Raw genomic sequence first — 14,436 nt, 5'->3', positions numbered from 1 at the left:
GAGAACGCATGTCTATTGGTTATTATGCCCGCGCTAGATTTAATTGCAATAACTGCTGCAAAATCTCAGCTTCACTCAACTCAGTTGAGCAGCCATACGCGGCCGCGACTGCTTGATCTAATTGCTGATGTGCATTCACCAACCACGCCGGTTGTTTATTATACAAGTTGGTCAGCGTACGCTGTTTTAATTGCGCGGCGTATTCCGGTTTGGCAATGATCCGATCAGGATAACCGGCCACGATTTCCGGTACGCGATCAATCCACTCGGGCGGATTTAACCAATGATCGCGCAGTTGATTTAATTGGTGCGCCGCTTCGGCAATGGCAATTGCATGAGCGCGGTATTCACTGGCGACGCTGGGAATGATGGCGCCGCTATTCAAAGTTTCAATTGCATTACTGGCGGTGTCGGCGGGGGTTAAACCAATTGGAAAAGGGAAAGTTTCAAAGGTCGTAGTCGGTGTATAGCGCGGCGTTGCGCCTAAATTGGTGCCCATTTTTAATGACCACAATTGATGAAAACACGAATGCAAAATGCCGAATGTGCTGTCGTCGGCGCGGGTAATAATAAGTGCTGCTTGATCAGCCAAAAAAATTGCATCTAACCAAGAAAAGGTGCGATATTTTGCAACTGCCGGGGTCGCAATAAAGCGGTAAAGATTATGCAGTGCAGCGCGCATTCCCGGCCTTGCCTCCGCATGTCTCCACCAATATTGCCGATAAGATTCTCTATTATTATTTTGCCGTATTGGTTTAACCTCTTCCGTAATATAAGCAAAAGGTTTTTCATAAAAACATGCCTCACTCTCTGGCATGTCGGTTCCAAAATCAATAACCCAAACGTCTCTATTACGTCGTGTTAAATCAATACCGTTGCAAAGCGGCCGCAAGACTAGTTTATTCGATTTATGATGTGGATTAGGTAGTTTTAACCATTGTCTTGCCAAATCTCCAGCAACGTCAAAAGCGCCTTTTTTTGATACTCCCATAAAACAAACGGCTGCATTTTCTTTTAATTGTTTCGCCGTTGTGACATCCATTTTTATTTCACTTGAACCCGCTGTTAAATCCGCATAAATCACCGCCACGCGCTCATCATTTAATACCGGCGGCGTTTTGATTTCGCCAAAACTAATTAAACTCACCCGCACTGCTGCGCCATCATTCACCCAGGGTTCATCTGACCAGGCATTAAAAATCCGCGTTGTTTGGCAAATCTGATCTAGTACTTTGCGATTAGACCCGCCGCGAATTGAATTGGTTGACACCAGACCAGCCGCCCGTGCTTTGCCAATGTCTATTTGCGCTCGTGCTTTTTCAAACCAATAACACACCAAATCAGCACCAGCGGGAACACGCCCGGCGTAAATGGTTTCTAATGCCGTGAAATAATCATCCCCTAATAACCCGCGCTTTTTACTGCCGCCTAAAAACGGCGGATTACCAATAATCACATCGGCTGTTGGCCATTCGGGTTCACTGCCATCTGCATTCACCACTGCATCACGCTGTTCAATGATGTTAATTGGTTTTAAGATCGGATTTTTTGATAAAGAAAACCCGTGTTGCAACATCCACTGAATCTCACCAATCCACACCGTCACCCGCGCCAATTCCGCCGCGTAATGATTCTTTTCAATCCCCAGCACATTATGCGGACTGACGGTTGGAAAGGCGCGCATTAACCCCAACTGTTCACCCGCTAAAATAATTTCATGCTCTAAATCTTTTAAGCCTTTTAATGCCAAGAATAGAAAATTACCCGAGCCGCAGGCCGGATCCAAGACGCGAAATTGATTTAACTGCTCCAACATTCCAGTCAAAAGCGCCCGCAATTTAGTCAATTGTTTATCACGCACGGCGGGCGATTTCGCCGCGTCTGCCGCCGTTTTTAATTGCAGCATTTCTTTTTGTACGCTCTGCCATTCTTTACGCAATGGCATTAACACCACCGGCGCCACCAATCGCATAATTGAATTGGGATCGGTGTAATGCGCACCCAATTGCGCCCGCTGTTTTGGATCAAGCCCGCGCTCGAATAACGTCCCGAAAATGCTCGGTTCAATTGCCGACCAATTCAATTTAGTGAATGAATGCAGCGTTTTCAAATCTGCCGTTTCTAATGGCAACGGCTGCACCTCGGCAAATAACCCGCTATTAAACCAATCAATTGCTTCTGATCCAAATAACCCACCCGTCGCCATCGTATCTAATAAATTGGTCAACATCTGTTCAACTTGCGCGGGATATTTCAAGCCATTTTCTAATAACCGCGTGAATAACTGATTCGGCAATAACTCAATATCTTGCGCAAATAAACAGAATAATAATTGTTGACTAAAGTGCGCCACCGCGGCCGAATCATGGCCGCGCTGACATAATGCCTCGGCCCATTCACCGAATTGCCGCGCCGCTCTTTCAGTTAATGCCGCCGTCGTATCAATTGGCCGCAATTTTTCAGGATCAGAAAACGCCCATTTTAATAATTGCAACTTGGACGGATCGCGCAGGTCATTTAATGTCAGCGTGTATTGATCCGGCACCGTGCCAGTAAAGGCGGTGTGAATAATGATCTGCTCCATATCGGAGACAATCAATAGCGGCGGATGATTCAACGCCGGTGCGTAACGATGCAATTGCACAAACGCCGCTTTTAAGTCTTTATGCTTGCCTTTGTATTCCCAACCGAAATGACCATCTTTCCAGACATCCGCCCAGCCTTGACCGCCGGTGGTTTTAATGGCGCCGCGTTCAAAGCAATAAAACGCACCAGTTGGATCAGCCGCAGCCGGTGTTAATTCATTTAATAATTGACACAGATCGCAAAAATGTTCTTGCGCAGCCGAGCTTTCTTTTAAGGTAGAGCGCTGCCATTTAATAATGAATTCGTCGGGAGTCATGGGATTGGTCACGCGGGAATTGATTGGAGTAGGCGCTATTATGAACGCGGACTGCTATTTTGTCATGTCAGCGCGAGCGGGAGTGAAAAAAAGCGGGAGAATGATTGACAGATGAACGCAAGTGCGGTAGTTTATTTTCACTGCTGTATATTAGCAGTATGGGATTGGCGTCCTGTTTTTTTAAGCATTGGTTTCATAGTAGCGCAATGCAGTTTTTGGTAGTGCGTTATGTGTGATTTACCAGTTCCAGCTCAGTTGTTTGCACACGAGTTAATATCGGTAGGTCTAAGTTAAAACGCTTCCAAATGGGTGAAAAAACATTAGAAGCTGCTGAATAAATCACTGATAGATTGTTGTTGACATTATCAATATTAATGTGCATTTTTATTAAAAACAGAGCAACCCAATATCCATTACAATAAGGATTCAAACAAATAAACAACGAAAAAGCCAACCTATGACACACCTTTCTTTACCCCGCGCCCCCTACCCCACCACGCGGATGCGGCGGATGCGTCGCGCACCGTTTTCCCGCCGCATGATGCGCGAAACGCGGCTCACCCCCGACGATTTCATTTACCCGGTGTTCGTGCTGGAGGGGCAAAATACCCGCGAACCCGTGCCGTCCATGCCCGGGGTCGAGCGCCTGAGCATTGATTTGCTCGTGGCCGAAGCCCAGCAGATTTGGGCATTGGGCGTCCCCGCGATGGCGCTGTTTCCGGTCACGCCGCCGTCGGCCAAGTCGCTCGACGCCCGCGAAGCCTTCAATCCCGACGGCTTGGCGCAGCGGGCGGTGCGGGCGCTCAAGGCGGCGCTGCCGGAGTTGGGCATCATCACCGACGTCGCGCTCGACCCGTTCACCACGCACGGGCAGGACGGTTTAATTGATGACAACGGCTATGTGTTGAATGACGCGACGGTGGAGGTGCTGGTCAAGCAGGCGCTGTCACACGCCGCGGCGGGGGCGGACATTGTTGCGCCGTCTGACATGATGGACGGGCGGATTGGCGCGGTGCGGGCGGCGCTCGAAGCCGACGGTCACATTCACACGCGCATTCTGGCGTATTCAGCCAAATATGCGTCGAGTTTTTACGGGCCATTTCGTGACGCGGTTGGATCGGCGGCGAATCTGGGCAGCGGTGATAAATATACTTATCAAATGGATCCGGCCAATTCTAATGAAGCGCTGCATGAAGTGGGATTAGATTTGGCTGAAGGCGCCGATATGGTGATGATTAAACCGGGGCTGCCGTATTTAGACATCGTGCGGCGAGTGAAAGATCAATTCGGCGCGCCGACCTTTGTTTATCAAGTCAGCGGTGAATACGCCATGTTAAAAGCCGCAAGTCAGAATGGTTGGTTGAATGAAGAAGCGGTAGTATTAGAAGCACTCACCAGTATTAAACGTGCTGGCGCAGATGGCATTTTAACCTATTACGCTAAACAAGCGGCTATTTGGTTACAGCACTCGCACTAATCACCCGTTAATTGATCGTTCTCATGCGCCCGCGTGAGAACGGTTAATGCGCATCGCGCACACCAGTTAAGATCACCGTCATTCGGCAACCGTCGTGCGTCGTGGGATCAATCTCAATACTGCCATTGTGTTGATTCACAATTTCCTGCGCTAACGTTAATCCCATTCCCGCCCGCCCGCGGCGCTGTTTCCATCCAATATAAAAGGGTTCAAACACCTTAAACCGATTGGCCAGCGCAATCCCGGGGCCATTATCGGTAATCATCACCATCACGGCATCATCCAACGCCCGCGTGATTAAACTCAATTCCCGCTGCGACCGCCGACTTTCATTAAATGCCAAAAGCGCATTATCAATTAAATATTTAAACAACGAGCGCAACTGGTTTTTATGACCCGACAATTCCGGCAATACCAACGCCGGTTGCCAATCCACCACCACGCCGGCCGCTAATAACCGATCCGTTTCTAATTCCAATACATGACGTAATAATTGATTGATATTCACCAACACGCCCGATTCAACCACCTCCGGCGGCAATGCTGATTGCAGCGTAGTTAATGCCGTTTCACTCGCCGCGCTGATTTGACGCAAGGTGTCAGCAAAGGCGTTTATTTGCCCGTCATTCGTATCACTGGCAAACATCACCGTTGCTGCTTGAATAAGATTTAATGGCCCCTGAATTTGATAACACGCGGCAGTTAATGCCTCACGCAAGCCCTGCGCTAATTGCTGTTCGGCTAATCGAGCGCGTAGATTTTCTAAATGCGCCCGTTCAATTTCCCGCCGCCGCGCCGTCACTTCATTCGCCAATAATAATAAATGCGGCGCTGTTTCATGCGTTTGATCGAAATACCCCCGCGCACTGCTATCGGCTTCATTCACAATACTGCCCGCGCACGCAAACCAGCGCGACCCACCACTGCCCGGCATATCCAAACGAATCTCCACTTCTTTGAAACTTTTGCCCGCAAATGCCTGCGCAATCACGTCAAATCCCGCTTGTTCGCGCAGTGCCGCCCGCAATAATGCCAGCGGTTCACCGTCGCGCACATCCTGACACAGCCGTTGATATTCCAAGTTATTTAATAAAACCTGTCCGGCTGCATTAAATAACACCACAATCACCGGCGCCGTTTGCAAGACCGTTTCTAATCGCGCATGTTGTTGACGCACACCAACTTCGAGCGCATGTTCTTTGGTGACATCACGGTGCATTCCGAGGAAATAATCAATTGCGCCCTGTGCATTCAACACCGGCGCGATGGTTAATTCAGCTAAATAATCACCACCCTGTTTGGTGCGATTCACCAGCGTCCCCTTCCAAACCTGTTTATTTTGAATGGTTTGCCACAGATGTTGATACACCGTCGGCGGCGTGGCGTTATTGGATAAGACCGATTCATTCTGCCCGATGATGTCATCACGCGAATAACCGGTGAGCTGTTCAAAGGCGGCATTAACATACAAGATCGTCGCTTTTGCATTGGTAATTGAAATGGCAATTGGCGCCTGTTCAACGGTGGCAATATAAAGCGATGATGGTAATGCGGACGCAGGAGGAGTAACTGAAGACATGCGCGTTATCTGACTGGTTTATTTGACGTGACTATTCAACTTATCTCAGTGTCATTTCGGCGGTGTATTCACCTGAGACATCTTGTGTATTTATTCGGGTGTCTCATGCCGCGAGACACGTTCATTCAGATTTTTCGCGCCGCTCGGAATGACAATTCTGCTTAATAAAACTCGTGCAGGCGGCCGAATCATTAGTTTTTTATTTAGGGAATGAGCAGTGCCGCCATTTTTATAAAAACCGCAACGCGGCAATGACCAATCCCACGCCGCTGACAATAAAAGTCAGCAACCAGAAGAATTGTTGATCGTGGCGTTTTAGCATTTCATCAAAACGCTTATCTATGCTAATTTGCATCGCTTCAAAACGTTTATCCACCTGTTCAAAGCGTTTATCAATGCTAATTTGCATTGCTTCAAAACGCTTATCCATTTGTTCAAAACGTTTATCCACCTGTTCAAAGCGTTTATCAATGCTAATTTGCATTGCTTCAAAACGCTTATCCATTTGTTCAAAGCGTTTATCCACCTGTTCAAAACGTTTATCTATGCTAATTTGCATTGCTTCAAAACGTTTATCAATGCTAACTTGCATTGCTTCAAAACGCTCATCCATGCGCATGAAGCCTTCGCGCATCAATTCGCGCTGGTGCTTGAGTTCTTCCTCCACGCGCACCATGCGCTCGCGCAATTCAATTTCATACACCAGCGGCGGTTTACCGAGTGATTGTTCGGCTAACCACTCGCCGAGGTGTTGTTTAATAAAAGCGATGTCTTCTTGTGCAAGCGCCATGTGATGATCCTAAATAAGCGAATGATGAAGCGATTATCAGCAGAACGATTATCAGCCGTTTAACTCAATAGAAACTACCGCTCGATCATCTTATTAAATCGTCAATTGTTGCACCCGCCGGCCGCCGTAAATCAAATTGATGAGCGCCCGACTGCCATAAATAGCCGAGAACATCGTGGTTAAAATCCCAATAAATAAGGTGACGGCAAAGCCTTTCACGGGGCCGGCGCCAAAGCTAAATAACACGACGGCGGCAATTAACGTGGTGATATTCGCATCAACAATACTCGATAAAGCGCGATCAAAACCCGCGTGAATACTGGCTTGCGGGCTACTGCCATTGCGGATTTCTTCTCGAATGCGTTCATAAATCAACACATTGGCATCCACTGCCATACCAACAGTTAAAACAATGCCCGCAATGCCGGGTAATGTCAGCGTCGCCTGTAATAACGACATCACCGCGACTAATAACAACACATTAAAGATCAATACCGCATTCGCAACCAACCCGAAGACGCGATAATACAGCACCATAAACACCGCGACTAATAGATAGCCGACCAGCAATGATAATAACCCCTGGTCAATATTATCTTGACCTAAGCTCGGGCCAATGGTGCGTTCTTCGACAATTTCAATGGGTGCCGCTAATGCGCCAGCGCGTAATAACAGGGCTAACGTATGCGCCTCTTCACTGCTATCTAATCCAGTGGTTTGAAACCGCCGCCCGAATGGTTCCAAAATATTGGCTACGCTAATCACTTCTTCAGTGCGTACCCGTTCTTTAATCGTTTCGCCATTCACCAAGCGCGTCATGGTGCGATTTTCAATAAACACCACCGCCATTGGTTTGCCGACATTTTCTGTGGTCATATTGCGCATTCGCCGCGCCCCGGGGCCGTCCAAACTGACAAACACCGCCGGCGACCCCGACTGCTGGTCAAACCCCGCGGCCGCGTCGGTGATCTGATCGCCGGTGACAATCACCCGCCGTTTGAGTAACACCGGCTGCCCATCTCGATCTTTATAGAGCGCCGCGCCAACTGGCACCCGCCCCGCCACCGCATCCTGCACACTGTGTTCGGTGTCCACCAAGCGGTATTCCAGCGTCGCGGTCGCGCCGAGGATTTCTTTCAACCGCCCCGGGTCTTGCGCACCGGGCAATTGCACGACAATCCGCCGCTCGCCCTGCTGTTGAATAATTGGTTCAGACACGCCCAGCGCGTTGACGCGATTGCGCAGCGTAGTGATATTTTGTTGTAAAGCAAAGCGTTGCACCGTCTGCTGCTGCGCCGGCGGCAGCGTGGCTTGAATAAACCAATTGCCATCGTGGTCGGACGTTGTGGTGGATAAATCACGCAATTCACGTTTCATCACCTCAAGCGCGGCATCGCGGCCGGCCTGATCGGCAAAGCGCAGTTCGATGCGTTTGGCGTCATTGAGAATGGTGACGTAGCGGATTTTGGCGCTGCGTAACTCGGTGCGGGCGTCGCCGGCGTAACGTTCCAGCGCCTGCTTGACCGCCGCTTCGAGGTCAACATCAATCAAAACGTGAATCCCGCCGCGCAGGTCAAGCCCTAAAAACATCGGGCGCATCCCTAACGCACTGACCCAGCGCGGTAAATCGGGTGCGAGGGTCAGGGCGCTGTTGTAACGGTCGGAGAAGTGCGCTTGCAGCACCTCTTGGGCGCGCAATTGTTCCACTGACGTGCGCAGGCGTAGCAGGAGGCGGTTGCCCTCCAACGAATCAATTGCCTTGACTGGCACAGCCGCCCGCTCCATCGCGGCGGTGATGTCGTCATCACTGGTGTCCGTGATAGTCACGCCGCGCATGGCGGAGATTTCAATTGACGGGTCTTGAGAGAACAGGTTGGGTAAGGTCAGCAGCAGTCCGATCAGCGCGGCGCTGAGTAGCACGAGGTTTTTCCACAACGGATAACGGTTCATCGCGGGTGTCTTGAGTGGGGTCAGTTAAGGATGAGCCGGCGGCATCTTAACCGTGGCCGGTCAGGAGAGGACCGCCGCCAGCGGAGAACGGATCACTGGGATTGGCTTACAGCTCTTTGAGTGACCCTTTGGGCAGCACGGCTTCGATTGCCAAGCGCCGCACTTTGATAATGACGTTATCGGCCACTTCGAGGCGAACGAAGTTGTCACCCAGATCAACGATGCGGCCGGTCATGCCGCCGAGTGTTACCACTTCATCGCCCTTAACCAGCCCGTCAATCAACGCCTTATGTTCTTTTTGGCGTTTGACCTGCGGGCGGATCATCACGAAATACAGCACGACAATCAACACAATCGGCAACAGTAAGCTACCCCACGCACTGCCGGCTGGCGCGGGGGCGGTTTGGGCAAGGGCGTCAGAAATCAACCAGTTCATTTGTCAACTCTCTCCAGTAAAACGGTGATGACACAAGCTATCAGGCGGCACTATAGCATAGAGCGCTGGCGGGCTTATGATGATGACAGGCAACGCCACCGTAGTAATTGTGAGTAAAATTGCCTATCATTTTCATTTTAGGCCGGTGTATTTAGCACATGATTCATCGCACGTTATCCGCTGATGAAACAATGACTGGCACATCACGACGCTCGCGCCGCAGCTCGCGTTATCGGCGGCGGGTGCTGTCAACGGCGGTGCTGTTGGCACTTGGTTTGGCGTGGGTCACAACGCAGTTGGCGCCGGCGCAACCGGCACGGGTGGTGCGCGTTGGGATACTGCATTCGTTGACCGGCACCATGAGTTTGAGCGAGGCGGCGCTGGCAAAAGCGACGATTGCGGCGTTGGAGGACGTCAATCAACAGGGCGGCGTTATGGGTTATCGGTTAGAGCCGGTATTGGCTGACGGCGGCTCCAGTCCCGCGCAATTCGCCGCGCAAGCCGAATCACTCATTCGGGAGCATCGGGTACAGGTGATTTTCGGTTGTTGGACATCCGCCGCCCGCAAAGCAGTCAAACCGGTAGTTGAAAATCATCACAACTTATTAATGTACCCAGTGCAGTTTGAGGGATTAGAACTGTCCGATTCTATTGTTTATTTGGGTCAAACACCGAATCAACAAATCAAGCCGGCAGTGAAATATGCAGTTGATAACTTGGGCAAGCAATTTTATTTAATTGGCAGTGATTATATTTTCCCCCGCACCGCCAATTGGTATTTAACTGACATCGCCCACTTGGTGGGTGCTGAAATAGTGGGCGAGCGTTATGTCCCACTTGGGCAAAGAGATTTTAATGAAATTATTCACGATATTCGCACCAAAAAACCGCAAGTCATTTTTAATACTCTGAATGGCGACAGCAACCTGTACTTCTTCGACGCCCTCGCCAAAGCCTTTTCCAAAAACGCCGACGGTATTCCCCCCATGCGCGTCATGTCATTTAGCATCGGCGAATATGAAATTGAACAAATTGCCGCATTTGCTGGCGCGGATGCCATTATTGGACATTACGCCTCGTGGAATTACTTCGCCTCAATTGACAGCGACACCAACCGCCATTTCACCGCCCTATTAAACAAGGCCGGGATTAAAACCCCCAATGATCCAATGAGCGCCGCCTACACCGGTGTTTGGCTATACAAACAAGCCGTAGAGGAATGTGAAAGTTTTGAACCAGAGCGCCTCAAACCCTGCTTTGCCTATCAAAGTTTTAATGGACCGGCGGGCATCGTCACTTTAGAGAAAAACAACTTTAATACCTGGCAACATGCACGCATTGGACAGGTCACTACTGATTTAAGTTTTCAAATTGTTTGGGCATCAGATCATCCAATTCAACCGCAAAATTTCCCACCACTTTGTCAACCCAAAACACGATTGCGCAACCGATTAACCGCGCCCGCTCAACCGCATGATGCAGCAGCGCCACCTGACTATGAGATTGGTTGTGCTCCGTAATTCAAAATCACAATATGTACCGCTCTGGCACCGCTTACAGCGCAATTTAACAACACAAGTTGCGCTGTGGATGTTATTAATCGCAATTGTCCCAATCACTTTATTAGTGTGGTACCAACAAAGCCAAACTGAATCAATCATCGTTCATCAATATTTAGATAATCTAAAAAGTGTTTTACGCAATGATTTAGAACGTTTAGAAGATAGTATTGCGCAACAAAAAAAACAGCTAGAATTATTAGCACAAATGCTCGTCACGCATCAAGAAATCAAAACGCTTGATGGCACAACAAAGCGGCTAATCCTTTCCAACACCTTAAATCACTACTTGCACATATTTGTCAGTAATCAAAAACATCACGACCTCTTTTTAATTAACACCAACGGCGATATTATCTTTACTGACAAACAAGAAGCCGATTTGGGCACTAATCTTATTACGGGCGCCTTTCAAACGACCGCATTAGCGCAGGTTTTTCAACAAGTGATGGGATCATTAGCCAGTGACATCTCATCACTGCGTTATTATCCACCCTCTTATAAAACCGCCGTTTTTGTTGCAACGCCAATTATTGCTGATCGGCGTTTAATCGGTGTCTTAGCCATACAATTAGATGACACCTTTATTTATCAACAACTACAGCGCACCAGTTCAATTGTTGGCAACACCGGCGAGGTGGTCGCGGGTGAATTATTACCCGATCAGCGCATTATTGCCACGATTCCATTACGCCATGACCCATACGCCGTTCGTGATCAGCGAATTTTAAATGCCCAGCCCGGACAAGCCGCCGGCATGCGCCGTGCTGTACAGGGTCATAATGGCGCCGGCATGATTAATGATTATCGCGGAGAACGGGTGTTGGCTGTGTGGCGCTATGTGCCTTCATTACAATGGGGATTGGTGGTTAAAGTTGATTATCAAGAAGTCCTCCAACCAATTCAAGATATGCGCTATCAACTCTTTTGGATATTAGCAATTATTCTCACCGTTGTGATTTTAACAGTCGTGTATAGCACACGGCATATCTTATATCCTATTCAACAATTAGAGCGTGCAGTCCGTCACTTTCGTGATGGACACACTGCGCTGCGCCTGACCGTCAAAACGCACAATGAAGTGGGTACATTGGCGCTCGCATTTAATCAAATGGCCGAAAAGATTAGTATCCAAATTCAGTTATTGGAACAGCAAAGCGGGTTTATTAAAAAACAAAATCAAGAATTAGAAAAAATTGTTATTGAACGCACTCAAGAATTACAACTCGCTAAAACCGAAGCCGAGGCTGCCAGTCGCGCTAAAAGTGAATTTTTAGCCAATATGAGTCACGAATTGCGCACTCCTATGAATGCAATTATGGGCATGACTTATTTGGCACTGGGTACTGATGTCAGCCCCCGCCAACGTGATTATTTAAATAAAATAGATCATGCTGCCCGTTCACTTTTGGTCATCTTAAATGATATTTTAGATTTTTCTAAAATCGAAGCCGGCATGTTGTTATTAGAAGAGACCGCTTTTTCACTGGATCGTGTTTTCGCCGACTTGACCGATTTAATTGGTATAAAAGCGCAGCAAAAAAATTTGGAACTGGTTTATAACATTGACCCAGAAATCCCAGCAATGTTAATTGGTGATCCATTACGCTTAGGTCAAATTTTAATTAATCTAGCGAATAATGCAATCAAATTCACCGAAAAAGGTGAATTGGTGATCAGTGTTAAACCCAACAACATTAATGATAGCCGTATTGCGCTATGCTTTAGCGTCCGCGATACCGGCATCGGCATGTCACACGAACAAATCACGCGGTTATTTCAATCCTTTTCTCAAGCGGACAGTTCAATTACACGCAAATATGGTGGAACAGGATTAGGGTTAGCGATTTGTCGGCAATTGACCCATTTAATGGGTGGCGACATTAGCGTTGAAAGCGAATTAGGGCATGGGAGTACCTTCGCATTTACTGTCATATTAGGTATGGTGCCGGCCGGCCACGCCAATCTCACAACAACGCGCATGGTATTAACCCAAATGCGCGGTAAATATGCGCTCGTGGTTGATGATAGTGAAAGTGCGCGAATGGTATTAGCCGCCATGCTAGAGAGTCTTGGTTTTCGTGTTGATATGGCCGCGAATGCTATTGCCGCATTTAATCGCCTTGAACATGCCGTCACCCACGCTCAACCCTATGATCTAGTGTTAATGGATTGGCAATTACCTGATATTGATGGCATTGAAGCAGCGCAACGAATTCGCACGAATCAACAGCTGGCGCAAACGCCCGCAATTTTAATGGTCACGGCCTTTGGGCGGGAAGAAATCACGCAACAAGCACAGGCGATTGGTATCAATGGCATTTTATTAAAACCGGTGACTGCATCAACCCTATATGACGTATTAGCAGAACAGCTTGATTGTCATCAACATATGGTATTACCAGCATCCCACAGCATAAATGATAATACGCGCAAATCATCCCCCACGCTGATTGGCGGGCGCGTACTATTGGTCGAAGACAACGCCATCAATCGTGAATTAGCCATTGCACTGCTTGATTCATTTGGTGTGCAAACTATGGTTGCGAATAATGGGCTTGAAGGTGTGCAACGCGCTTGTCACGAAGACTTCGATTTAATTCTGATGGATATTCAAATGCCAGAATTAGATGGATTAGAAGCAACCCGTCGTATTCGCCAATATGAAAAAGAACGCGCCACGGCACATGACCAATTAGACGCTTACTCTCCTATTCCAATTATTGCTATGACTGCCCATGCCATGCGCGGTGATCGTGAGAAAAGTTTAGCCGTTGGTATGAATGACCATCTCGCTAAACCCATTGATCCTGAATTATTACGCAACCTATTAGTGCGCTGGTTAAACACCCGCAAGTCCCATGTTATTACTCCTATTCAACCGCCCACTCATGTTGTGACATCCGTACCAATAGAATCACAGGCAACTTTCGTCGAAAAACCGCATTTTCAACCGCTTGACACGCATTCAAACGTACCGCCCATTAACCGATTGATAAATGACAGTCAATTGGCGCTCTCCAATACAACAGCACGACCTGTGTCATCAATATCGCCGTCATGTGAGGTATTACCGCCGCATTTACCGCCGTTTGATTTACCTCAAGCACTCATGCGGTGTAATCAAGATGCAGCCTTGTTAAGGCGATTATTATGCCGTTTCGGTGAACAACAAGTTGATGTGATAAGCCAATTACATTTATTATTAGAACGTGGCTACTATGCTGAGGCAGGACGATTAGCACATAATTTGAAAGGACTCGCTGGCACCTTTGCAGCGAGTCAATTGCAAGCAGCGGCACAAGCATTAGAATTGATGCTCACTAAAGCTGTGACAACCCCGCCAGCATCAGTTGAATTAGCGACACAACTAACTGCATTAGAAACGGCGCTGTTGCCCGCACTTGAAGCAATTCAAAAAATACAACAATCGCCATTAACCATAGCCGCCCATTCGCCAAATACGCCCGCCGCAATGATCGTGGAGCGCGAAACGCTATTAGAAGCAGTTAATTGCTTGCGTCAACAATTAGAAAATAATAATTTACAGGCGCGGCGGCATTTTACACAACTACACAAACAATTAATATCGATTTTGCCAAATGCCCTGGTTGTTGAATTAGAACGGCAACTTGAACATTTAGAATTTACATTAGCAGTGGCGACCATTGATCGAATGATTGAATTGCTTTCCGAACAAAAATAACTATTCATGCTGAATTAAAATACGCCTGTTATTAATA

At 48.1% G+C, this 14,436-nt stretch carries 8 protein-coding genes; 3 read left to right on the top strand and 5 right to left on the bottom strand.

What is annotated here, in order from left to right; translation table 11 throughout:
* Positions 1-22: 22 nt before the first annotated feature.
* A complete protein-coding gene (locus HUK38_RS12625; protein WP_182584706.1) occupies positions 23-2,902 on the bottom strand; it encodes a class I SAM-dependent DNA methyltransferase in 2,880 nt (959 codons plus the stop codon).
* Between the two features lie 457 nt (positions 2,903-3,359).
* Between HUK38_RS12625 and hemB the strand changes: the two genes are divergently transcribed.
* Positions 3,360-4,379: a porphobilinogen synthase gene (gene hemB, locus HUK38_RS12620; RefSeq protein ID WP_182584692.1), complete on the top strand. Its 1,020-nt coding sequence runs from the start codon at positions 3,360-3,362 to the stop codon at positions 4,377-4,379.
* A gap of 43 nt (positions 4,380-4,422) precedes the next feature.
* Here hemB and nifL read toward each other — a convergent pair whose 3' ends face one another.
* From nifL to yajC, 4 genes are all read right to left on the bottom strand, one after another.
* Positions 4,423-5,958: a nitrogen fixation negative regulator NifL gene (nifL, locus tag HUK38_RS12615; RefSeq protein ID WP_182584691.1), complete on the bottom strand. Its 1,536-nt coding sequence runs from the start codon at positions 5,956-5,958 to the stop codon at positions 4,423-4,425.
* 229 nt (positions 5,959-6,187) lie between these two features.
* Positions 6,188-6,748 (bottom strand): hypothetical protein, encoded by a 561-nt coding sequence (locus tag HUK38_RS12610; protein WP_182584690.1) that lies wholly within the window; start codon positions 6,746-6,748, stop codon positions 6,188-6,190.
* Between the two features lie 93 nt (positions 6,749-6,841).
* Positions 6,842-8,698 carry a protein translocase subunit SecD gene (secD, locus tag HUK38_RS12605; protein WP_182584689.1) on the bottom strand — a complete coding sequence of 619 codons (1,857 nt, stop codon included), beginning with the start codon at positions 8,696-8,698 and terminating at the stop codon, positions 6,842-6,844.
* Between the two features lie 106 nt (positions 8,699-8,804).
* A complete protein-coding gene (gene yajC / locus HUK38_RS12600) occupies positions 8,805-9,134 on the bottom strand; it encodes a preprotein translocase subunit YajC (RefSeq protein WP_182584688.1) in 330 nt (109 codons plus the stop codon).
* Positions 9,135-9,292: 158 nt separating this feature from the next.
* Between yajC and HUK38_RS12595 the strand changes: the two genes are divergently transcribed.
* Positions 9,293-10,654 (top strand): urea ABC transporter substrate-binding protein, encoded by a 1,362-nt coding sequence (locus HUK38_RS12595; RefSeq protein ID WP_182584687.1) that lies wholly within the window; start codon positions 9,293-9,295, stop codon positions 10,652-10,654.
* Entirely contained in the window at positions 10,644-14,399 is a 3,756-nt protein-coding gene (locus HUK38_RS12590) for a response regulator (protein WP_182584686.1), read from the top strand. The genes HUK38_RS12595 and HUK38_RS12590 overlap by 11 nt, the downstream gene beginning before the upstream one ends.
* The last annotated feature ends 37 nt before the right edge of the window (positions 14,400-14,436 follow it).

Source organism: Thiospirillum jenense, from assembly GCF_014145225.1.
Taxonomy (GTDB): domain Bacteria; phylum Pseudomonadota; class Gammaproteobacteria; order Chromatiales; family Chromatiaceae; genus Thiospirillum; species Thiospirillum jenense.
Note: the sequence above shows the minus strand (reverse complement) of the source record. Positions and strands in the feature narration are given on the sequence as shown.